The 20276-nt window shown below is 56.5% G+C and carries 21 protein-coding genes; 13 read left to right on the forward strand and 8 right to left on the reverse strand.

The genetic code is table 11. The annotated features are described in order from the left end of the window. Positions 1 to 65: 65 nt before the first annotated feature. Genes gcvPB through ACYZTY_RS22835 form a run of 3 tightly spaced genes read right to left on the reverse strand, consistent with a single transcriptional unit; the run spans position 66 to position 4224 of the window. Positions 66 to 1622 carry an aminomethyl-transferring glycine dehydrogenase subunit GcvPB gene (gene gcvPB / locus ACYZTY_RS22825; RefSeq protein WP_461955583.1) on the reverse strand — a complete coding sequence of 519 codons (1557 nt, stop codon included), beginning with the start codon at positions 1620 to 1622 and terminating at the stop codon, positions 66 to 68. Beyond that, the gene (gene gcvPA / locus ACYZTY_RS22830; protein ID WP_461955584.1) at positions 1619 to 3022 is read right to left on the reverse strand and encodes an aminomethyl-transferring glycine dehydrogenase subunit GcvPA; all 1404 of its coding nucleotides are present in this window, start codon (positions 3020 to 3022) and stop codon (positions 1619 to 1621) included. The genes gcvPB and gcvPA overlap by 4 nt, the downstream gene beginning before the upstream one ends. 35 nt (positions 3023 to 3057) lie before the next feature. Next, a complete protein-coding gene (locus ACYZTY_RS22835) occupies positions 3058 to 4224 on the reverse strand; it encodes an ATP-NAD kinase family protein (RefSeq protein ID WP_461955585.1) in 1167 nt (388 codons plus the stop codon). A gap of 160 nt (positions 4225 to 4384) precedes the next feature. Here ACYZTY_RS22835 and ACYZTY_RS22840 point away from each other — a divergent pair, with 160 nt between their 5' ends. From ACYZTY_RS22840 to ACYZTY_RS22850, 3 genes are all read left to right on the forward strand, one after another. Continuing rightward, positions 4385 to 4993, forward strand: a complete 609-nt coding sequence (locus ACYZTY_RS22840; RefSeq protein WP_461955586.1) for a TetR/AcrR family transcriptional regulator — start codon at positions 4385 to 4387, stop codon at positions 4991 to 4993. 233 nt (positions 4994 to 5226) lie between these two features. After that, complete coding sequence (locus ACYZTY_RS22845) at positions 5227 to 5496, forward strand: hypothetical protein (RefSeq protein WP_007985568.1); 270 nt, start codon at positions 5227 to 5229, stop codon at positions 5494 to 5496. Positions 5497 to 5670: 174 nt separating this feature from the next. After that, the gene (locus ACYZTY_RS22850) at positions 5671 to 6138 is read left to right on the forward strand and encodes a hypothetical protein (RefSeq protein ID WP_461955587.1); all 468 of its coding nucleotides are present in this window, start codon (positions 5671 to 5673) and stop codon (positions 6136 to 6138) included. Between the two features lie 354 nt (positions 6139 to 6492). Here the strand turns inward: ACYZTY_RS22850 and ACYZTY_RS22855 are convergent, their stop codons facing one another. Beyond that, positions 6493 to 7380, reverse strand: a complete 888-nt coding sequence (locus tag ACYZTY_RS22855; RefSeq protein ID WP_461955588.1) for a LysR family transcriptional regulator — start codon at positions 7378 to 7380, stop codon at positions 6493 to 6495. Positions 7381 to 7480: 100 nt separating this feature from the next. Here ACYZTY_RS22855 and ACYZTY_RS22860 point away from each other — a divergent pair, with 100 nt between their 5' ends. The 5 genes from ACYZTY_RS22860 (at position 7481) to ACYZTY_RS22880 (ending at position 10121) form a co-directional block, all read left to right on the forward strand. After that, positions 7481 to 7630 (forward strand): hypothetical protein, encoded by a 150-nt coding sequence (locus ACYZTY_RS22860; RefSeq protein WP_461955589.1) that lies wholly within the window; start codon positions 7481 to 7483, stop codon positions 7628 to 7630. Between the two features lie 33 nt (positions 7631 to 7663). After that, positions 7664 to 8323, forward strand: coding sequence for a glutathione S-transferase family protein (locus tag ACYZTY_RS22865; protein ID WP_461955590.1), 660 nt, complete (start codon positions 7664 to 7666; stop codon positions 8321 to 8323). 235 nt (positions 8324 to 8558) lie between these two features. Then, a complete protein-coding gene (locus ACYZTY_RS22870; RefSeq protein WP_461955591.1) occupies positions 8559 to 8768 on the forward strand; it encodes a hypothetical protein in 210 nt (69 codons plus the stop codon). Positions 8769 to 9142: 374 nt separating this feature from the next. Next, on the forward strand, positions 9143 to 9472 hold the full coding sequence (locus tag ACYZTY_RS22875; RefSeq protein ID WP_461955592.1) for a hypothetical protein: 330 nt from the start codon (positions 9143 to 9145) through the stop codon (positions 9470 to 9472). Positions 9473 to 9620: 148 nt separating this feature from the next. Then, positions 9621 to 10121, forward strand: coding sequence for a DUF3916 domain-containing protein (locus ACYZTY_RS22880; protein ID WP_461955593.1), 501 nt, complete (start codon positions 9621 to 9623; stop codon positions 10119 to 10121). Positions 10122 to 10476: 355 nt separating this feature from the next. Here ACYZTY_RS22880 and ACYZTY_RS22885 read toward each other — a convergent pair whose 3' ends face one another. The 4 genes from ACYZTY_RS22885 to ACYZTY_RS22900 form a co-directional block, all read right to left on the reverse strand. After that, complete coding sequence (locus ACYZTY_RS22885; RefSeq protein WP_461955594.1) at positions 10477 to 10926, reverse strand: hypothetical protein; 450 nt, start codon at positions 10924 to 10926, stop codon at positions 10477 to 10479. Between the two features lie 4 nt (positions 10927 to 10930). Next, entirely contained in the window at positions 10931 to 11311 is a 381-nt protein-coding gene (locus tag ACYZTY_RS22890; protein WP_461955595.1) for a hypothetical protein, read from the reverse strand. A 438-nt stretch (positions 11312 to 11749) separates the two neighbouring features. Next, positions 11750 to 12247: a DUF4411 family protein gene (locus ACYZTY_RS22895; RefSeq protein WP_461955596.1), complete on the reverse strand. Its 498-nt coding sequence runs from the start codon at positions 12245 to 12247 to the stop codon at positions 11750 to 11752. Beyond that, positions 12244 to 13380, reverse strand: a complete 1137-nt coding sequence (locus tag ACYZTY_RS22900) for an ImmA/IrrE family metallo-endopeptidase (protein ID WP_461955597.1) — start codon at positions 13378 to 13380, stop codon at positions 12244 to 12246. Before ACYZTY_RS22900 ends, ACYZTY_RS22895 begins: the two co-directional genes overlap by 4 nt. Positions 13381 to 14123: 743 nt before the next feature. Here ACYZTY_RS22900 and ACYZTY_RS22905 point away from each other — a divergent pair. From ACYZTY_RS22905 to ACYZTY_RS22925, 5 genes are all read left to right on the forward strand, one after another. Continuing rightward, positions 14124 to 14435, forward strand: coding sequence for a DUF3077 domain-containing protein (locus ACYZTY_RS22905; protein WP_461955598.1), 312 nt, complete (start codon positions 14124 to 14126; stop codon positions 14433 to 14435). Between the two features lie 635 nt (positions 14436 to 15070). Beyond that, positions 15071 to 15547: a formate dehydrogenase subunit gamma gene (locus tag ACYZTY_RS22910; protein WP_461955599.1), complete on the forward strand. Its 477-nt coding sequence runs from the start codon at positions 15071 to 15073 to the stop codon at positions 15545 to 15547. Next, on the forward strand, positions 15544 to 17106 hold the full coding sequence (locus tag ACYZTY_RS22915) for a formate dehydrogenase beta subunit (RefSeq protein ID WP_461955600.1): 1563 nt from the start codon (positions 15544 to 15546) through the stop codon (positions 17104 to 17106). The genes ACYZTY_RS22910 and ACYZTY_RS22915 overlap by 4 nt, the downstream gene beginning before the upstream one ends. Continuing rightward, complete coding sequence (gene fdhF, locus ACYZTY_RS22920; protein WP_461955601.1) at positions 17103 to 19985, forward strand: formate dehydrogenase subunit alpha; 2883 nt, start codon at positions 17103 to 17105, stop codon at positions 19983 to 19985. The genes ACYZTY_RS22915 and fdhF overlap by 4 nt, the downstream gene beginning before the upstream one ends. Further along, the gene (locus tag ACYZTY_RS22925) at positions 19982 to 20203 is read left to right on the forward strand and encodes a formate dehydrogenase subunit delta (protein WP_094470784.1); all 222 of its coding nucleotides are present in this window, start codon (positions 19982 to 19984) and stop codon (positions 20201 to 20203) included. Before fdhF ends, ACYZTY_RS22925 begins: the two co-directional genes overlap by 4 nt. Positions 20204 to 20276 lie beyond the last annotated feature (73 nt).

A 20276-nucleotide genomic window follows, 5' to 3' on the forward strand; every position in this document is an offset into this window, starting at 1 on the left:
TGATTGTTAGCTCTGATCAGGTTTCGAAAACGTCCCCGCCTTATCCACGGGGACGCTGCAACGGCTCAGGCAGTCTGCTTGTTGTTTTTGCGCAAGAATGAGCGCCAGGTCATGGCCCAGTGTTGCGGGTCTTCCAGCGGCGCGCTTTTCATCCGGTGAATCGCCTGGTTGTGCGGCGAGGTCTTGACGATCTCCGGGTTCGAATAGGCCTCGTCGCTAATGTGCGCGAGCACGGCAATCCAGGTATCCAATGCCTCCTTGCCATACATTTCGCCCGCCTCGGGCGTGAAAGGCTCCGGCACCAGCCACGGGTGATGGCTACTCCACATCGGATCGATGCCGAAATCGCTCATGCGATTCTGCACGTCGTGGACGTCGACCCCGGTGTCTTCCTTGAGTTGCTCAAGGCTATAGCGCGTCATCTCCATCCGCGGGCTGGTGGCCTCGGGGTGGGAACGGGTTACGCCGCGTATCGCCAGTAAACCTTTTTCCATGTAGTTGTTGGCCAGAACCGAGATATCGGACGCTTCGGCCATGCCTTGCGCACCCATGGCGCGCGACCAGGCATAGGCCTTCAGAATCACCGGAACGTTGCCCCAGAACTCACGGATCTTGCCGGCGCTCTGCGGACGATCGTAATCCAGGCTGTAGCGCTCACCGTCGAACGCCACCACCGGTGCAGGCAGGAACGGCGCGAGTTCCGCCGAACACCCATAAGCCCCCACTGCCGGGCCGCCGACTCCACTTTTTGGTGCGCCAAACGTCTTATGCAGCATGAACATGCACGCATCGAAACCGAGTTCGCGTGCCCGAATCTTGGTCATCGCACCGTTGAAGTTGGCGTGGTCGTAGAAGCACAGACCACCCGCCTCGTGCACCACCTGCACCCACTCGCGGATTTCCGGGTTGTAGACGCCCATGTCATCGGGGTTGTTCACCATCAACGCGGCGGTGCGATTAGACACGGCGGCTTTGAGGGATTCGAGGGACGGGTAACCGTTATCCTCGATCATCAACGTGATCACCTTGAACCCGGCTGCAGCGGCGGTCGCCGCACTGCTCGGGTGAGTTTGGATCGTGGTGATGATTTCGTCACGCTGCGCCAGTTCGCCACGGGACGCGTGATAGGCACGGGTCACTGCGCAGTTGGTGTAAGCCGCGTCGGCACCGCCACCAGCCTGGAAGATGAACTGATCCATCCCAGACAACTCACGCAGGATCGTGTCCATGCCATGCACCACTTCCAGCGCGCCTTGCAGGGTATCTTCGTCCTGATACGGATGTACGTGAGTGATTTCAGGGCGCCAAGCCATCGCCTCGTTGATCTGCGCGTTGTACTTCATGGTGCAGGTGCCGAACAGGCTGATGTTCATCATGCCCAGGGTCTGTTGCGACAAACGCAGGTAGTGGTAAAGCACCTCGGGCTCGGACATTTCCGGTAACGCCGGTTTACGCGTGCGGCGCATATTCGCGGGAATCAAACCGTCGGCATTGCCAACAGCGGCTTGCACCTCGGCTTCCACGTCAGTAAAAATCACTCCGCGACGGCCGGGGTAGCCCATCTCCAGAATGACCGGTTCGCTCCAGACGGGAGCGTGGTATTCCTTGAGTGTTGTGTTCATTGTGCGATTACCTTTTTGAGTGCAGCGGTCAGACGCTCAAGGTCTGCCTGGGTGTGAATCTCGGTGACGCAGTAAAGGGCGCTGGCGCCCAGCTCCGGGAAGTCCTGTGTCAAGTCTTTGCCGCCGAAGATCCCGAGGGCGAGAAGCCGCTTGTTGATGTCCTTCACACTGAGTCCGGTCGCGTCGAAATTCACCACGAATTCCTTAAAGAAACCGCTTGGAAACGTCACACGCACGCCTGGAATGTCAGCCAGCAGCCTCGTGGCATAGTGAGCCCGCTGCAGGATGACATTGCCCACGTCTTCAAAGCCTTGGGGTCCCATCATTGCCATGTACACGGCATTGGCGATGGCCCACATGTACACCGAGTGCCCGGTCCAATCGTTTCCCTTGTCACGCAAGCCGTATGAAGATTGCTCGAACAGGCTCAGGCCAAAACCATATTCACCAGGCTTGGTGGTCTCGCCGATGCTGATGAACAGCGTCGGGTACTGGTGGGCGTAGAGTTCTTCGTCGCGGGTCGCAATGAAGCCGCTGACGCCGCCGCCGCAATTCATGTGCACGCCGAGCGGTTGCGTGGTACCGACCACGATGTCGGCGCCGAAATCGATCGGTGCCGCCAGCACGCCCAAGGAGATAGGGTCGACGCCGACGATCACTTCCGCGCCCACCGCATGGGCAATCGCCGCAATCTCGGCGCCTTGTTGTTCGATCACCCCGAAGTAGGACGGGGTTTCGAAATACACGGCAGCCGTTTGCTCGCCGATCGAGGCGCGAAGGTGATCAAGGTCGAGCAAGCCGGTTGCCGGATCATAGTCGACGAGGCGTACGACAATGTGGCTCGGCATGTCGACCGGTTCGCAGTAGTTGCGAATGATCGAAAGCCGTTCCGGGTCAATGGCACGAACCATTGCCACCTCGTTACGCCCGGTGATGCGCGTGGCCATACGAATGGCGTGGCCCGCAGCGCAGCCCCAGCTGCGCACCGGCAGGCCCACCAGGTCCATGTTCAGCAGCTCGCCGAGCTGGCTGCAGAACTCGAACCAAGCCTGGTTGCGGCCATGGTCGGAGCTTGGCTCGCCGAACACCGACGTCAGCCACTCATTGCGGCGCACAACCTCGTCGCACGCCGCCGGAACGTGATGCTGCCAGCAGCCGGCGCCCAGAAAGTTGAGGTTCTGCTCACACGTTTTGTTCTTCGACAGGGTACTGACCAGATGCCGACGTAGCTCGCTCTCGTTCAGTGCTGGCGGCAAGTTGATTGGACGTTGCAGGCGATGGCCTTCAGGAATTTGCTGGAACAGTTCCTCGATGCTGTCGACGCCGATCGAATCGAGCATCTCCTGCTTGAGTGCGGGAACAGAGTTCGCCATGTAGGGGTGGGCGACATGATTGCTCATGGGGTTATCCTCGTTTTTTCGGATGAAACAAATGATCAGGATCGAACCCTGAAAAAGACGGACCGGTCGGGTCCTGTGTGCACGCGTATGTGGCCGCTGAGCATGGCGTCGACGTCGGCGTCGCCGGTGTCGACGCGCAGGCAGCCGGCGTCGAGGGAAATGAGCTTGTCCATTGAGGTGATCACGATGATGTTTTCGCGCCCGGTGCGGCGGATCACCTCGGCGCTGAGCTGCTGATTGCCGCGTCCGAACAAGCTGCCATGGCCGCCAAGCACGCCGACGATGATCCGTGTCTCATGGCATTCCATCAGGAGGATCAACGCTTGCTCGTTGAGGTCGGCGCCTATCAGCGCGCCATCCATGACCGCGTCGACTCCAAGAAGCGTCGATGGCAGGCCGAGTTCGGTCATCACCCGCCGTGTCGTGGTGCCGGGCCCCAGCAGGTATAGGCAGCCGACTTTCATCTGGCGAACGACCTGCCGGGCCACGGAGTCGAGCGCTAGGTTTTCATTGGGAACGGAACCGGCCTTGGCGTTTTGCATCAGGTGACGCTCGTGCGGACTGAGCGCGTAGCCATACAGGCGCGCCGACACCTGATCAATGCGCATGGCGGCCTCATCAATGTCCATGACCTCAGCCTCGCGAAAGCGCACCTTGGACTCGCCGGCCATGACACGTGCCGCGAGGCTCCCGGCGTTCTCGGGGTTGGTGGCGAAGACGGCGGAATACATTTTCACGCCCGTTGGAATACCAAGGATGGGAACTCGATCGCTGACCATTTCCAGCACATCACGCGCAGTCCCATCGCCCCCGGCGAACAGCAGCAGATCGACGGCGGCGTCTGCCATGACGAGCGCAGCCTTGCGAGTGTCTTCGGGCCGGCTCGATCCTGGTGATGTTCGGTATACGACGACAGGGTCAAGACCGGCGGCGCGGGCGATGTCTTCGCCCAGCGCCCCAGCGCCGGTCATCAATCGAAATGGCGTGGCCGAGGCGGCGAGACGCTTGAGCGCTAGAGCGGCTCGTTCGCTTGAGACCGGCCGCGCGCCACGGCGAATCGCTTCCTGCAGAACCTCAGGGCCATCGGTGCCCTTCAAACCCACACGCCCGCCCATGCCGGCAACAGGGTTGACAATCAACCCGATGGTTTTGCCCAGGTTGGTGCTGAGGCGTGAAATATCAGAGTCGCGCTGCTCACGCATTGGTCAGTATCCTGTGCTGAATGACGGCGTTTCAGCGCCTAAGCAGCACACTGCCAAGACACATTGCATACGCCACGTATGTAAGTCACAATACGACATGCACAGCGTATGTCAACTAACATACGCAATGAATGTTATTTTTTGATAAGGAAGAGGACTGATGGCGCAGAAGCGTGCAGACATGATTACCGAGACCCGCGGCAAGCTAATCAAGGCGGCGCGGGACGCATTCGCTGCAAAGGGCTATGCGGACAGTTCGATGGATGATTTGACCGCTAAAGCCGGGCTGACCCGTGGCGCGCTTTACCATCACTTTGGTGACAAGAAAGGCTTGCTACAGGCCGTCATCGCCCAGATTGATGAAGAAATGGTGGCGCGACTGTCGGTCATCATTGCGAAGGCCAACACCACATGGGACGGCTTTATCGATGAATCCATCGCTTACATCAAGATGTCCCTGGAACCTGAAATCCAGCGCATTGTGTTCCTCGACGGCCCGTCGGTGCTGGGCGATCCATCGCAATGGCCAAGCCAGAATGCCTGTATCCGCAGCACTCAGCGCAGCGTCCAAAAGCTGATCGATGAAGGCACGATCCGAGCGGTCAACACCGAAGCGACCGCACGCCTGATCATGGGCGCGCTGCTCGGCGCGTCCTTGTGGATTGCCAATGCCGAGGATCCGCAAGAGGCTTCCGAACATGTAGCCGAAAGCTTCCTGGCATTGGCTTGCGGATTGCTGCTGGAAAATAAAACGGCGCATCAGAAGTAATCTGGCAGTTCGGCGGACGCCGTTTCTGCGCAAAACGCTGCCGCTGACGAAGCCTTTGCAAAACTGGGCGAAATATTCACAAACGCCCGAGAGCTTCGTTACTCACTCAGGATCGATAGCGAACCTTTGTGACAGGCAGAAACCAGACAAAAGCGGGCATTCGATTTCGCTATTCATCAATCTCCCGAGCGTGCGAAATTACCAGCCCTTCAATTTCTCTCAAAGGCAGGCTCATGACCTCCACCTTGGCAGTCTCGGATATTTTAGGTCCATGGAGCGGGGATGCCCCTACAGGACTAATTCAGCGTTGCAGGGAGGCATGGGACACACCTCTAGAGAGTTTGAATGATCTTATGGTCGCTACTTTTTTGAATCAGAACATCGCGACCAAACACCTGCTCATCGAGGCGAAGCGCCGCATGAAAGACCAGGAACGAGATGAAACCGAGTACTTCGACGGTCAGCTTCTCGAAGCTATCGAGCGCTTGCAATCCGGGGAGTAATTCATCCCGACGGTTTGTTGCGCTCGACACGGACTATCTATATTGGGTCGCTTTCTGTCTCACGCGACTGGCAGAGAACGGCCAGTCGCTGACGGTTCCCGAAAAACATTTGCTATCATTTTGCTACTGCTGGTCGCTCTTCCCATTGGTACGGTGTAAACATTAGGTTCTTCCATGTTCAACAGAAACGACTTTGATCAGCTCTCCAGGGAGCAACTGCTTTTTTGGAGATCGCACAATGATTGTCCCGTGCTCTATTACGTCACCTATCCATCAAGCGCCTTTCAGTGCCCGGCATTTCAGGAGACCATCAGGGTAACCCGCTCCTTCAAGCGGCAAGAAGGGAATGGATTAAACTTCTGGCTTCACGCGGAATGGATCGATTGGCGACCCGGAGGTGAAAGTTATTTCCCCGGATACGTTTCCGACGCTCAGTTTGAGGAAATCTCTGAAGCTGTTTTCAATCAGATGGTTGCGGATCAGGCGATTGAATTGGTCGCTCCACTCAAACAACCTCTGCATGAGTCGACCGGTTTCGTAGGAGCGCTATTGATGTACTCAATGAAAACGGAATTCATCGTTTCGCTGTTCGCGGAGTATGAAGATGAGTACATCCATTTCCATTGGGACACGACTTCATGAGCGGCAGCTATGGGTCGTTTTTAGCCGGTCGCGACAGGCAGAAATCGGCCAGAAGCAGTCGTTGGTTGCCCCTGATTCCACCTCTCGAGCAGCTCTCATTCGCAAGAACGATTCAGGACGGTTTCAGATCCTGGCCCTTCTTGTCTCGTGCATACTGATTGTCTTGTTATCGGGTAGTCCTGCGACGTGGGCAGCTGCGAATTGCATCCCACTTGACCACTCGTTTGCATTTGACCTGACTAGTCATTTGCATCCGTTCTGACGACCGATTGCATCGGATTTGACCAGCACGCTTTGTAATCCATGGAAGGCAAAGAACGGCTAAGCGCGGACTTTTTTCCACGACTCAGCTCGCTAGTTTCCCAATTCGGCGATGAGGTGGGTTACCAGTGCCCGTACCTTGGCCGAAGGCTTGGGGCCCGACGGAAATACGGCATACGCCTTTAAAGGCTCGAGCTCGTAGTCGGGCAACAGTTGAATCAGGCTGCCGTCGTGTCGCTCTTGTGCTGACATGATAGTTGTCACATTGGCTATGCCAAGACCCGCCATTGCGGCAGCCAGAATACCTGGCGCTGCATCGATCTTGACTCTTCCACGCAACGTCACAATCCACTCCGTGCCCGCCTTGAACAGTTTCAATGTGCTTTTCTCTGGAAAGCTTTGTTCGTGCAAGAGTGCGTCGTGAAACGCCAAGTCTTCAGGCACTTTCGGAACCCCTCTCTTGGCGAGGTATGCCGGCGACGCCACTAACACTCGCGCCACTGAAGCAATTTGCCGAGCTCCGAACGTGGAATCCTCAAGCGTGCCCATTCGGATTGCCATGTCGACTCCCGCTGCCACCAGGTTTTGCCGCTCATCTCGCATGGTGATTTCGACTCGCAGATCAGGGTAACGCTCGAGAAAACCGGGCAAAACGGGAATGACCGCTCGGGTGCCGTACACAATAGGTACCGCAAGACGGATGGTGCCACGGAGGGAATCGATTCCACGAGCCGCGTCTTCAGCGTCCTCCAGGTCGGCAGCAGCTTGGCGAGCCCCCTCCAGGAACGCAGCCCCTGCTTCAGTGAGTGCCACGTTCCGAGTCGTGCGTAGCAAGAGCTTCACGCCCAGTCGAGTTTCCAATCCGGTGACGATACGAGAGGTCGATGGCTGTGAAAGCCCAAGCTCCTGAGCGGCACGGGTGAAGCTTCCCGACTCCGCTACACGGGTAAAAACTTCGACCTCAAGCCAGCGATCATTCATTCGCATTCCAAATATATGTTCTGTGAAAAGACAGGATAATTTTGTCTGGAGAAAAAGTTTACCTTGGTCTTGTCATCTAATCAGCCTGACGGAGACATTCATGAACTTGCAAGTCCAGCTCGACGCCATGCGTGCCGATGTGGAAGTCGGCAGGGACGGAATGATCACCTATGCCGAAGCTAATCCGGACTACAGCCGCCGACCAGATCCTTCTGAGCTGCTGCCAGTTAGCGAACGTCTGCAAGCTTGATTGAAAAACAAACATCAATATGTGAGGAAAACCATGTCCATCAAAATCTACGGCGACCCGGGCTCGGGTAGCCTTCGTCGTGTCACTGCTGCTGCCGCGATCATGGGCGTCGATGTCGAACGTATGAATGTGGATTTGTTCAAGGGTGAAAGTCATACCCCTGAGTTTCTGAAGCTGAACCCGCACGGGCTCACTCCCGTGCTTCAGGACGGAGATACCGTCATCTGGGAAGCGTCAGCCATTAACCTCTACCTTGCCGAGAAAGCAAACTCCCACCTGCTTGGGCGGACTCAGTCAGAGAAGTTTGAGGTCTTGCAATGGATGTTCTGGTCGGGTGAGCAATGGCGGATATTCTCCACCCTTCTCTTCAATGAGTGGGCAGGTGCGACGTTCATGGGCAAGCCAAAGACCGACGCGATCGTCCAGTTGGCGATGACCAATATTCGCAACGCTGCAGAAGTTCTGGAATCCCATCTTGCGACTCGAAAATTCATCGTCGGTGATGCGTTGACGCTCGCAGACATTGATATTGCAGCACCCTTTTCGCAATACCATCGAACTGGCGCACCTTTCGAAGAGTTCCCGAATCTGGTCGCTTGGCAACAACGTCTGCTCGAAACCGTACCCGCATGGGCTGCTACTCGTGATGAGGTAGAAAAGCGGATGGCTGGAGTCCTAAGCGCCGTAAGCTGACCGCTGCATGGCTAAAACAGGTGACCTATTTGACATAACATCCGTGATGCGCATTCTTGACTCAACGCGGACAGTCAACGGCCCAACGATGGCCGCTTTTGATAGCGGCCCTCCGCGACAGGCAGAAATCGGCTGTGGATGCACCCTCCTTCCGGCGTCCTTCCGACCATGCGCAACTCCCTACCTAGGTCAGTAATCCCCCTGCTACGCTGAAAATTTCACGGAGGATTGCACAATGCCAAACTCAGACTTACTCCCTTCCCTGCTGCTTAAGATCAACGAAAACCAGCTCGCCCTGGAGGCCGCCATCATGGAGCTTTCGAACTGGGTAGAGATGCGCGGATCGGCGGACGTCGCCGACAATGTTCGGGGCGCCCTAGACACGATCGATCGAAACGAGGAGTTCATCAAGATAACGCTTGCTGTGCTCATGACGCCCGACTAATCGCGAAAGTTCGCCATGTGTCGGTTCGGCATTTTTTGGGCAGACCAGGGAGTCTATCCGTAACTAGTTTCTTGTAGATATTATTCACAGCTCGTCGGAAATTGGACGGAGAAATCCGATCAAGCTTCCATCCACACCAGTCCTTATTGGAGGCAGGTAGGGTGTACACTTCACGGTACAACGTGGAAGTGTACACATGCAAAAAACTATGTTAATTATACAGTTATGCTAATATTCGAGTCTCCCTCGGGCACCAAAATTAAGAAAGGTCTTGCTTTGCAAGGCCTTTTTTTTCGTCTGTAGGAAAGTGAGCTCAACCCGCCGCGTCGCAAGATCTGCGAAACCGCCCAGCTAACGAATCAAGGATTCAAACAATGGAATTGCCACTGGAAACCGTTGCCCTATTCGCCCTCAAGCTGGCTTATGAGCGGGAGGGGGAAAGTCCGATTCTGCGGGATGACCCGATCATGAGTGATTATGAGCGGGAGGTTTTTGGATTACTGGTGCGGCGGGGGGATGTTGAGGGGATTCAGTTTAGGGTGGCGCATTGTGCGGGGTTGGCGTTGGAGGCTATCGGCGGTGTTGAAACGCCGCTTGGGCGGGAGCTGCAACGGTTGTCAGCTGATTTCATCAGTGCGCGGACACTGGAGCAGCTTAATGCGCCGCTCATCGCGCTTAAGAATTACTTGAAAGATATTCAGTGAAGAATCGGGTTAGGGCAGGTTTGGCGCCCCTTTACACCGACTGGTACGGGGTAGGGCTGTGGCTGACTATGGAAATAAATCTGTCCACTTTTCCATTGCGCCAGTAGACAACAACGAAAGACTTTTTCGGCATCACAAGGACGTATCAATGCGGCAAATCGCCCTCAGCAACAAGCCACTCAGAGGCATTCCCCGCCGCCTTCGCGCTCTGGAGCGCTGGGCCTCCAGTTTTCGCGCCGAGTTTCACCCGCGATCCGGGCACATGGAGCGCTACACACATTGGAAGATCCCCGTGCACGCGGCCTTGGTTCAAGGCCCTCAAGCCAGGATCGAAGTTCAGGCCTTCTGCATTCAGCAACTGCTCGAAGCCGCTAGCCACCTGTCCAAAGCTGCTGACCACTCTCAGGGTTACTACCGCGTCGCTTGCCTGCTGGTGTGGCCATGGGTTCATCAGAGCGAGGTCACCATTTTCTATGACCGAGATTATTATCTGGGTTTTCTCGGTGAAACTAACGCTCTCATGCCAGAGCGGATCAGTCATGCTCTTGCGTTGCACACACCAGCAAACTTCATCGAGCACGGGCATGACGTAACGCAATCTGACGATGAGGTCGCAGTACAGTGGTGGTGCATCGGGGAACCGGCCTGACGGCTTTGGCGAGCAGGCTCGCTCCCGCTCGGACTGTATGAGTTAACGGGCATCGCTTGGCCAGAGTGCGTGAATAATAAATCTGTCCCATTTTTTCATGTCCCATTTTTTCATAAATCTGTCCCATTTTTTCGATATACCCTCACTCAGGTTACCCACCTAGTTTCGTCGCTCGCGATCCATCCCACTCACCGAGCAATAAATGCCACGCAGGCAGTTTGTAGTTACCTAATGAAATCGGGCACCCTTGAAAATTCTGCACTTCAAAACAATCAAAAATACACACATTAAAACGCCCAAACTGCCAGACAAGTAAATGACACTCAATAAAAATCGACCAACCAATTAAATCACATTATCGCCCCATGGGAATTGACAATTGCTTTTTTGCATTAATTAAATTTATGATTTCATCAGCTTTCATTGGAACCACGCTGTAAATAATAGGCTTATCTGTCGTGTTCAACATGTGTAGCCTAATATAAACCGCCGGCATGTCCGCTGAATTAACTCGAAATATTAGATCTTGTTCACCTCCGCCATAAACCGTTTGATTCACAAGGTCTACATTCGACCTCAACGAAGAGCGCAAGGGGTGTATCGCCTCCACGCTACTTCTGATTTCGTATCCAATATTTGGATTTTTGTGCGTTATAAAATCATTAAAATTACTGGTATTGCCGCCTGCTAATCCCCAAACAAACTCAGCTCCAAGTTGGACATTTTTAGGTAAATCCAACGCTTGTGATGCAGGGGTTAAAAATAACCAGACCAACCCAAACAAGCATCCTAAAATCTTTTTCACCCTATTACTCCTTTTCATTTTTTAATTTCTCATACACAGCACGGAAAAACTTAAAGAACACTTTAAAATCCACACCTGTATATTTAGTTAAGACACTAGATACAACTTCTGCAAACGTCTCCCAAAATGTTTTATTAGCGACCCCCAAATATTTCTCACCTTCGCTGGTCGTCCTGATTGGGTAATACATGGGGCAACCGTTATCGTCCAGGATAAAAGCCTCGATAAACTTTTTTTCCTCCAAAACCCTTAGATGCTGCATTACCTCACTAGAGGTCATTCCATCTATTTCAAAATCTAAACTGGGTTTGTTGCCGGACAAAGTGCATTGTTCACTCACTGCTTTCAAAACACGGATTTGATGATCTTCATTGTACTTAGGCATGACAAACCCACCCAACACTTACTTCAAAAGAAATCACTGCTTTATGTTTAGCAGAAAATTATCAATTCGCTACAAGCCTTAGTTAAATTTCAAGCGTACGCTCCGGAATGCTATGCCGAATGGCTCCTGGCTGGTGACGCTATGGATCTGAAACACGTTCTTTTCCAAGTCACCCCAATGCACATACGCTTCATGTGGGACCTCTTTCTCGCTGTTGATTGTGGTTCGCACCTTCAGTCTGGAACTCAGATTCCGAGGAGAGAGGAGTCCATCCCATTGCTTCTCGCCGTTTTCTGCCGGTCTCGAATGATCGGTTTGGGCTGAAAGTCATCTATAGTGGCAGGCCAGAATTCGTCAAAAAATATTGCTGAGTTCTCAACAAAAGCAACAAGCATGCATCTCGTCGAAAACCCAAAAGACTGGAACAAGTCACTTACTTCAAGCAGCCAACACAAACCTAGCTTCAAGGTTATGCAACAACTCAAACGTATTCAAATAAGGAACGTTCAGCTCCTTACAGATATTGGGAATGATGAATTTCCGTTTAGCATCGAGATTTAGCGCTTCATGAGTAACGACTGTACCCCCAGTAGCCATCGCTTTCGCAATTAACCAAGGGTCAGCACCCGCTAAAAACTCTTCCATAGCGCCTACTTTCATCTTATGCGCTTGATCAGCCACAAGTCCCGCAACATTCATGAAAGCCAGTTGTGTATCCTGATCGGTGGTGGAGTGAAAGAAATTAGAATTGTCCTTCGCCCAACCCGCCAGATCGTCATGCCCTTTTGTTAGCTCATCCATCACTGGTGCAATGCTGGATAAAGCCAACGCTTTATTCTTAAGTAGTAGCCACTGCCAAAATCCGGGACAGATAGCCATCCCGTAGTAACGATTTTTTGCTTCGATCAATGTGTTAGCGTCGAGTAAATGATTCATTCCGTAATCATGCTGGCGAGAGTCCTTAATTTGGCAGGTTGCACGCCGAGCAAATGCCCCGCATCGCGCAGCAGCATCCGGCCACTCATTGCTTCAGTTAGCACCGCCTTGCTTAGGCTAGGGCTGTTTTTCGCGGTGGCGTTGCGATAGTAGTTACCCGCGCCACCTTTATCATCCTGAAAAGCCTTGAGGATCATTCGATAATAAGCGCTGTATTGGGCCTGGCTTATGTACCCAAGATCTAATGCGCGGCGACCAATCGCCAATTTACTGATGTGAAATCGAGTTGCCATCGGAGCCAGGTTTTCTTCCCAGTTAACATCGGCGTTCCACAGAGCGCGGAACTGGGCTTCGGGAGCCAGAAATTCACCTGCAACTGCATTGCAGAATCGTTCCTCGTCTCGACCATTGGCGGAGTTTCCGTCAGACACTCCGCTGCTGCCAATCCAGATATGAGCCAACTCGTGAAGCAGGGTGAACAAGCGGGCAGTGGGGGCATCGGAACTGTTGACGAATACAACGGGGGCGTGGGAATTACTGATGGCAAACCCCCGGAACTCGCTGACTTCAAGTTTGCGATGAGTATTTCCTAGAGCAATGCCACTGCGCATAACCAAAATGCCAGCTGCTTCCGCTGCCTCGATCAAGGCACGGCTGTATTTGTCGTAATCCAATCGAGCAGCGTCAGGGTTCACGCCAAGCGTCCGGCGGATATCGTCCACCACCTCTGCGACTCGAGATCGGCTGTTGAAGCGACCGACAAATGCCAGCGGTTGATGCTCTTGGTGTTGCAGATACTCCAGGTACCAATCCTGCTTACGTATGGAGTCCCTGACGGTGTCCAACAGTTCCAGACTTGGACGTTGAGGCGAAAGCCCACCGACGGTCCGAAGATCAGGTAAAGGCAGTTGTTCGACCGGCGGCTGCGGAAGAAACAGGAAGCCAAATGGGATGTGAGCGAGACTCGCCCACTTTTGAGCCTGAAGGAATGTGGGTTTGGTCTCGCCAGACTCCCATTCCTGTACTCGATCAGGTTTCACCGGCAGCTTTTTAGCAACCTGTTCAGTGGAGAGACCTGCGCGCTCACGAGACCAGGTGAGCAGGCTTGGATTGACTAAGGCGGCTTGGCTCATAGGGTCGCAGGCAATTCAGACAGGGCTGGTAAACGTTCGAGATCATCCTTGGCAGATGCATCCGACTGACGCTTGTTCCAGTTATCTGTCATTGCCTTTCTCCTTGGCTATTAAAAATCTGGTGGCAGCGGCTACAGATTAGTAGAGAAGCAGAGTTACCGATGAGAAGACCGGTAGAAGCGGGCGATTATGAGGTAAATGCGCAAGGACCCGAAGCGTAAATATGTAACCCGCAGACGGATGGCGCCACTTTGTTTCAGTGCGTTTCATGATGGAAGTGCGCCACGCCACCGACCGGCCGCTGAACCTTTATAAACCGAGTTTGCGCGGTGTTTGGCCAAATTTTTATCTAGTGATTTCGAAGGTTGCAGGAATGAGACCTACACGATACCCACCGTCGCTGCCAATTCAGCGACCGGGTGTGAGAGCCCGAATCAATCAAGGCGCAAAGCGCCCCAAAACCTGTAGTGGCGTATTTTTTCGTCTGCGATATGGCTTTATGGCGGCTGTGCGTGGGAGACTTTCGGGTTTACCGGTTGCCTTGATTGCCGGTTTCTCACCCCGCGCACGGCTGCCACCCAAGCCTGTGAGAAGGCTCGTGGCAGCTCCTCAAATCAAGGATGTTGTCCCATGACTAGAACAAATTCTTACAAAATTTGGCTTTTCCCTCTACGCGACTCCCAGTTGCGTAACGCCCCGCCGTCCACCCTCTCCCTCCGCCTCTCCGTCATCGGAGGTGGCAAATGACCGATCAATCAGAGCTGAAAACCATCGGCCTAACTCCCGTCATCTACTGCGCGGATCAAGCCCTATTCCACGTCACTCGCGGCGTCCCCCTCGGCGATGCGTTATCCATGGCTTCTGACTTTCTGTTTCTCGCCAAGAAGCTGAATGAAGATGCTGCCTATGCCACAGACACCGACCGCCATGCCTGGGCTGCGCATTATTTGACGGCGATGGGTAAGGCGGTGGTTGATGATGTGGCGAAGGTGCTGAAGCGGGGTCGGACTTCTGCATCGGCGGCTAAGCGGGCGGCGGAGAAGCCTGAAGCGTAGTGGTTGAACGATGGCGCGATGGTTTTGTTCCGGTCGTTGGCTGGCGTGACGTCTGGGGGAGTGAGCTGCTTGGGGTGGTGCCGGGCATTGAGATTGATGTTGGCTGGGCTGGCGCAATCGCCAGCAGGCTGGCTCCCACAGGGGTTTCGTGGGGTGACTGGGATATTGGATTTGCCTCGAGGTTTTTCGGGGCTTTTTGTTTTTCGGCTCAGGGTGAATGGCTTTCGGTTTACAGCGGGATAGACCAACGCATCTGCTCCCTGAAATGCCCACGAATCTGATGCTGTTTCTCACCTGCAATGCTTGCTATACATCCCCCATCGACAAGCCCTCAGGGCATTAGGCCGGTGAGTGAACGCCCCGTGCCTCACTCATCTAGACTTAATGGATAGTCGTAGGCAGAACCGAACACGTCGCTTTGGTGCTGTTGAATCAAAAGCAGCGTGGCAAGCTGCCTTAATGCCCTTGTAGAGGTGCGGCGAAGACCGTGCCGGGCACAACAAGATGCCCGCTCAGGGTGCCCTGGCCACCGGCCTGAAATTGCCACGATTCCGTGACGTGGTGTGAGTGCCGCAGCCGACACTTTCGGACGACCGACGACCTTCTGGTTTGTCCGTGACCGTGAGGATTGCTGAATGCCTGATGAGAGTTTGCACCTGCCTGTGGTCAACACCCTGCTGGAGCGCCACAAGGGCTCTGCGGGTGCGCTGTTGCCCATTCTTCATGATATTCAGGAACGCATCGGTTACATCCCCGATGCGGCCATCCCCGAGATTGCTCACGCCCTCAATCAGAGTCAGGCGGAGGTTCGCGGGGTGATCAGTTTTTACCATGACTTCCGTACCGCGCCGCCGGCCCGGCATATCCTGCGCCTGTGCCGGGCTGAGTCCTGCAAAAGCCGTGGTGCCGAAGCGCTTGCCGCGCAGTTGCGCGAACGTCTGCAACTGGACGATCACGGCAGCAGCGCCGACGGGAGCATCAGTTTGCGGCCGGTGTATTGCCTCGGTGCTTGCGCCTGCTCGCCGGCTCTGGAATTGGATGGCCGGGTGCATGCGCGGCTGAGCGCTGAGCGTCTCGATGCCTTGCTCGACGCTTGTCGGGAGGACGCATGATGCCGTCGCTCTATTTGCCCAGTGATTCGCTGGCCCGTGCCGTGGGTGCCGATGAGGTGGCGGTGGCCCTGATCACTGCGGCTCAGGAACGCAATCTTCCCCTGGAGTTGCAGCGCACCAGTTCTCGCGGCCTGTATTGGCTGGAACCGTTGCTGGAAGTGGACAGTCCGCAAGGCCGGATCGGCTTCGGCCCGTTGACCGCTGCCGATGTGCTGTCCGTGCTCGAAGCCCTGCAAGGCGACCCGTCCGCGCATCCACTGGCCTTGGGCCTGGTGGAAGAATTGCCTTATCTGAAGACTCAACAACGCCTGCTGTTCGCCCGCGCCGGTATTACCCGGCCGTTGTCGCTGGACGATTACCGGGCCCACGGCGGTTTCGAGGGTTTAACGAGGGCCGTGACCGTTGGCGGTGAGCAAACCGCGACGGAAGTGTTCGATTCAGGCCTGCGTGGCCGTGGCGGCGCGGCGTTTCCGGCCGGGATCAAATGGCGCACGGTACGCGCTACCCAAGCGGCGCAGAAGTACATTGTGTGCAACGCCGACGAAGGCGATTCCGGCACCTTCGCCGACCGCATGCTGATGGAAGGCGACCCTTTCCTGCTGATCGAAGGCATGGCCATTGCCGGCATCACCGTCGGCGCCACTTACGGCTACATCTATGTGCGCTCGGAATATCCAGACGCTGTTGCAATCCTGCGCCAGGCGCTGGACATCGCCCGGACCGCCGGTTACCTCGGCGCCAATGTCGGCGGCAGCGGTCTGGCCTTCGATATGGAAGTGCGGGTCGGTGCCGGCGCTTACATCTGCGGAGAAGAAACCGCGCTGTTGGACTCGCTCGAAGGCAAGCGAGGGATCGTCCGCGCCAAGCCGCCGATCCCTGCGTTGAAGGGGCTGTTTGGTCTGCCGACGCTGGTGCACAACGTGCTGACGCTGGCCTCGGTGCCGCTGATTCTGGCCAAGGGTGCGCAGTTCTATCGCGATTACGGCATGGGCCGTTCCCTCGGCACCATGCCCTTCCAGTTGGCGGGCAATATTCGCCACGGCGGTCTGGTGGAGCGGGCCTTCGGCCTGACGCTGCGGGAACTGGTGGAAGACTACGGCGGCGGCACCGCCAGTGGTCGTCCGCTGAAGGCTGCGCAGGTGGGCGGCCCGCTCGGCGCCTGGGTGCCGCCGTCGCAATTCGACACGCCGCTGGATTACGAGGCCTTCGCCGCCATCGGTGCGATGCTCGGTCACGGTGGTGTGGTGGTGGCTGACGACAGCCTGGACATGGCCCACATGGCGCGTTTCGCCATGCAGTTCTGCGCCGAGGAATCCTGTGGCAAATGCACGCCTTGCCGCATCGGCTCGACCCGGGGTGTGGAGGTGATCGACCGTCTGCTGGCCGCGCCGGACCAGAGCGGTCGCGATGCGCAGGTGATCATCCTCAAGGACCTGTGCGACACCCTGCAATACGGCTCGCTGTGCGCATTGGGCGGCATGGTCTCCTTTCCGGTCGCCAGCGCCCTCAAGTACTTCCCCGCCGACTTCGGTCTGCAAGCCTCGGAGGCCGAGCAATGATTACTCTCTTCGACCCGAAAACCGATATCGATCTTGGCACCCCGGCCCGCGAAAGCCAGGTGCAAATCACCCTGAACATCGACGGCCGCAGCATTAGCGTGCCCGAAGGTACTTCGGTGATGCGCGCCGCTGCGCTGATGGGCACCACCATTCCGAAACTGTGCGCCACCGACAGCCTGGAAGCTTTCGGCTCCTGCCGCATGTGCCTGGTGGAGATCGACGGCATGCGCGGCTATCCCGCGTCCTGCACCACGCCGGTCACTGAAGGCATGACCGTGCACACCCAGACGCCCAAACTCGCGACCCTGCGCCGTAACGTTATGGAGCTGTACATCTCCGATCACCCGCTGGACTGCCTGACCTGCTCGGCCAACGGCAACTGCGAACTGCAAACCGTCGCCGGTCAGGTCGGTCTGCGGGAGGTGCGTTACGGCTATGAAGGCGACAACCATCTAGCCGACGTGAAGGACACGTCCAACCCTTACTTCGATTACGACCCGAGCAAGTGCATCGTCTGCAACCGCTGCGTGCGCGCCTGCGAAGAAACCCAGGGCACCTTTGCCCTGACCATTACCGGGCGCGGTTTTGAATCCCGGGTCGCCGCCGCCGGTGGCGAGAACTTCCTCGACTCGGAATGCGTGTCCTGCGGCGCCTGTGTGCAAGCCTGCCCGACCGCGACGCTGATGGAAAAAAGCGTGGTGGAATTGGGTCAGCCAGAACGCAGCGTGATCACCACCTGTGCCTATTGCGGCGTGGGCTGCTCGTTCCGCGCCGAGATGAAAGGCGACAAGCTGGTGCGCATGGTTCCCGATAAGAACGGTCAGGCCAACCACGGCCATTCCTGCGTCAAAGGACGCTTTGCCTGGGGCTACGCGACCCACCCGGATCGCATCACCAAACCGATGATCCGCAAACACATCAACGACCCATGGCAGGAAGTCAGCTGGGATGAAGCGGTGACCTACGCCGCCAGCGAATTCCGCCGGTTGCAGCAAAAATATGGCCGCGACTCCATTGGTGGCATCACCTCCAGCCGCTGCACCAACGAAGAAACCTATCTGGTGCAAAAACTGGTGCGCGCCGCGTTCGGCAACAACAACGTCGACACCTGTGCGCGGGTCTGCCACTCGCCGACCGGCTATGGCCTGAAACAAACCCTGGGCGAGTCCGCCGGTACCCAGAGCTTCGACTCGGTGATGCAGGCCGACGTGATCCTGGTGATGGGCGCCAACCCCAGCGATGCGCACCCGGTGTTCGCCTCGCAACTCAAACGCCGCTTGCGTGAAGGTGCGCGGCTGATCGTCATCGACCCGCGCCGCATTGATCTGGTGGACTCGGTGCACGCTCGCGCTGAACTGCATTTGGCCCTGCGTCCCGGTACCAACGTCGCCATGCTGAATGCGTTGGCCCATGTGATCATCACCGAAGGCCTGCAAGACCAAGCCTTTATCGACGCCCGTTGCGAGGGCAGCGATTTTGCCCGCTGGAGCGAGTTCGTCAGCCGTGCGGAAAACTCGCCGGAAGTGCTTGGCGACATTTGCGGCGTAGACGCTGCCGACATCCGTGCCGCCGCCCGTCTGTACGCGGGCGCCGGCAATGCGGCGATCTACTACGGTCTGGGTATCACCGAACACAGCCAGGGCAGCACTGCGGTGATGGGCATCGCCAACCTGGCCATGGCCACGGGCAACATCGGTCGCGAAGGCGTCGGCGTGAACCCGCTGCGTGGGCAGAACAACGTCCAAGGCTCCTGCGACATGGGCTCCTTCCCCCACGAGCTGCCCGGCTACCGGCACATCTCCAACGAAGTGGTACGGACGCAGTTCGAACAGGCGTGGAACGTCACCTTGCAACCTGACCCGGGCCTGCGCATTCCCAACATGTTCGAGTCGGCCTTGGCCGGCACCTTCAAGGGTTTGTATTGCCAGGGCGAAGACATCGCTCAGAGTGATCCGAATACCCAACACGTCACCGCGGCCCTGTCGGCCATGGAATGCGTGGTGGTGCAGGACATTTTCCTCAACGAAACCGCCAGGTTCGCCCACGTGTTCCTGCCGGGCAGTTCGTTCCTGGAAAAAGACGGGACCTTCACCAACGCCGAGCGACGCATCTCCCGAGTGCGCAAGGTCATGGAGCCCTTGGGCGGCAAGGCCGACTGGGAAGGCACCGTGGCGTTGGCCAACGCCTTGGGCTACCCGATGAACTACACACATCCATCGCAAATCATGGATGAAATCGCCAGCCTGACGCCGACCTTCACCAACGTCAGCTACGCCGCACTGGACAGCCACGGCAGCCTGCAATGGCCGTGCAACGCCGCCGCACCGGACGGCACGCCGACGATGCACATCGACGAATTCGTTCGCGGTAAGGGGCGCTTCATGCTCACCGGTTACGTGCCTACCGAGGAGAAGGTCAACAACCGTTATCCGCTGCTGTTGACCACCGGACGCATCCTCAGCCAGTACAACGTCGGCGCCCAGACCCGGCGTACCGAAAACGTTGCCTGGCACGATGAAGATCGTCTGGAAATTCACCCGACCGACGCCGAAAGCCGTGGCATCAACGAAGGTGACTGGGTCGGCATCGGCAGCCGGGCCGGGCAGACCGTACTGCGTGCGCGGGTCACCGAACGAGTCGCCCCGGGCGTGGTGTACACCACGTTCCACTTCCCTGAATCAGGGGCCAACGTCATCACCACCGACAACTCCGACTGGGCCACCAACTGTCCGGAGTACAAGGTCACCGCCGTGGAAGTCAGCCGCGTTTACCACCCTTCGGAGTGGCAAAAACGCTACCAGGAATTCAGCGACGAACAGGACCGTTTGCTCAAGGATCGCCGTCAGGCCCGTGACGCTAAAGCGGAGGTACGCCGATGAGTACTGAGAACCTGATCAAAATGGTCAACCAGATTGCCCAGTACTTCGCCACCGAACCGGACCAGCAAGCGGCCGTGCTCGGTGTGCGTAATCATCTGCAGATGTACTGGACGCCCGGCATGCGCAAGGAATTGCTGGCGTGGCAGACGGAGCATCAGGGGGCGGATTTGCATCCTCTGGCGCAAGCGGCGGTCAGTGGGGCGGGTTGGGAGGCTTAGGTTCACACGCCCCTGAGATTGGCCTGCGGGCTGAAAACCTGTAGGAGTGAGCCTGCTCGCGATAGCGTCAGTT

The sequence above is a fragment of the Pseudomonas sp. LB1P83 genome (assembly GCF_054897885.1).